This window comes from Mesorhizobium sp. M7A.F.Ca.CA.002.09.1.1, assembly GCF_003998555.1.
Lineage (GTDB): Bacteria > Pseudomonadota > Alphaproteobacteria > Rhizobiales > Rhizobiaceae > Mesorhizobium > Mesorhizobium ciceri.
This window is the reverse complement of sequence record NZ_RZRR01000948.1, coordinates 1-2073: the sequence shown is the minus strand read 5'-3', so window position 1 is coordinate 2073 and position 2073 is coordinate 1. Positions and strand designations below refer to the sequence as shown.

The 2073-nt window shown below is 66.5% G+C and carries 2 protein-coding genes; one reads left to right on the top strand and one right to left on the bottom strand.

What is annotated here, in order from left to right; genetic code table 11:
• The coding region (locus EN994_RS28745) for a BA14K family protein (protein ID WP_164746292.1) at positions 1-394 on the bottom strand (394 nt) is incomplete at its 3' end.
• 249 nt (positions 395-643) lie between these two features.
• Between EN994_RS28745 and EN994_RS28740 the strand changes: the two genes are divergently transcribed.
• Positions 644-2073, top strand: a 1430-nt coding sequence (locus EN994_RS28740) for an amino acid adenylation domain-containing protein (protein ID WP_127308021.1), incomplete at its 3' end; no start/stop codon positions are given.

Here is a 2073-nt window from a genome sequence, read left to right as displayed (position 1 = left end):
AGATGCAGGGGCGCAGCTGCCCGCTGTAGGAGAGATAACTGTTGTCGTCCGGATGGTAGGAGCGATAGCGGCTGGCGCACCAGGCGAGATGCGGACGCGGCAGGTCGGTTGCCTTGGGCGCGATGGCGCCGGTGACCGTCGGGTCGGGCGGCGTTTCCGGCGGTTTGGCGGGGATGTCGGGCGGCGCCGGCTGGGCGGCCGGCAGGCGTTCGAGGCCCTGCCCGGCTTTGTTCACCGGCCGCGCCTTCTTGGTCCACAGCTCCGCCACGCTGACGGTGGCCGTTGCCTGGCGCGGCGGCTTTGCGGCAAGCAGCCAGGCGGCGAAGCCCAGTCCGCTGCCGAAGACCGCAAGGGTCAGCACGAAGCCGCAGACCAGTCCCAAAACCGCTTTCACGACACGCTCCTTCAGTCCCTGCTCATAGAATGCGGGGCCTCAAGGCTGGTTCCAGAAAAACGCTGGCGCGCGCGCCGGCGTTGCCGCCGGGCGCAGCCGCCAAGGGAGGCTCAAAACCCCGCCCAGACACAGTTCAGAAACAATATTCAACAGTTCGGAAAAACTGCCGAAAAGATCGGATGGCATAAGCATCCCACAACAACTGGAAAAATGGCCGTGCCGGGCAATGCCCGGCCTGGACGGGAAAGTATGGAAATGGATCACGGTGTCGATGTCGCCGAACTGGACGCGGAACGATCGGGGCTGGAAAGCGGCCCGGCAGGTGTCGATGCGCTGGTAAGAACGGCTCCCGCGACAGCCAGGCGCGGGCAAATCCTGACGGGCGCCGACTTTGCCCGCCAAGGCTTGCCCGGCGAGCGGCTCGACACCGTCTTCGAACAGCTTGCCGAGATGTTCGCAGCGCTGCCGGCGGTGATCTCCGACGGGCGTGTCTGGACCTATCGGGAGCTGGACAGGCGGGCAAACCAGTTCGCCCGCCTGCTGATCAAGCGCGGCGTGAAGCCGGGCGACCGCATCGGGCTCATCCTCGACCGCTCGGCGGAGACCTATGTCGCGCTGCTCGCCGTGATGAAGGCGGGCGCTGCCTTCGTGCCGCTGGCGACCGCCTTTCCCGAGGAGCGGATGGCGCTCATCATCGAAGACGCCGGCGTCAGCCTGATCGTCACCATCGCCGCCTATGCGTCGCGCGCCGGCCAGCTGCCGGTCCCGCATCTGCTGATCGACAGCACTGCTGCCGAAATCTCCAGACAATCCAACGCGCCGCTGCAGCCGCATGCGAAGGCCGCTTCAGCGGACGACACCTGCTACATCCTCTACACGTCGGGCACCACCGGCAAGCCCAAGGGCGTGGTCATCAAGCACCAGAGTTTCGTCAATTTCATCCGCGTCGCCGCCGCCTCCTACGGCTACCGGCCGGGCGACCGCGTCTACCAGGGCATGACGATCGCCTTCGACTTTTCCTCCGAAGAGATCTGGGTGCCGTTCGTCGCCGGCGCGACGGTGGTGCCCGCTCCTGGCCAGATGCCGCTGGTGGGCGAGGAACTCGCCGATTTCCTGCGGCTCCATGACATCACCTGCATCGCCTGCAGCCCGACGCTGCTGTCGTCGATGACATCGGATGTGCCCAGCCTGCGCACGCTGCTGGTGGGCGGCGAGGCCTGTCCGCACAATCTGGTGGCGCGCTGGTCGAAGCCGGGGCGGCAGATCCTGAACACCTACGGCCCGACCGAGGCGACCGTCACCGCCACCATGGGCGCGCTGACGCCGGACAGTCCCGTCACCATCGGCGCGCCGCTGCCGACCTACTCGATCGTCATCCTCGACGCTTCGCTGCCGCAGCTTGCCGAGCCGGGCGAACTGGGCGAGATCGGCATTGCCGGCATCGGGCTCGCGGTCGGCTATCTCAACCGGCCCGACCTGACCGAACAGAAATTCATCGCCGATTTCGTCGGCCTGCCGAACAACCCGTCCAAGCGCATCTACCGCACCGGCGACCTTGGCCGCATCAACGACCAAAGCGAGATCGAGTATAACGGCCGCATCGACACCCAGGTGAAGATCCGCGGCTACCGCATCGAGCTCGGCGAGATCGAGGCGGTGCTGCTCGACCAGCCCGAGAT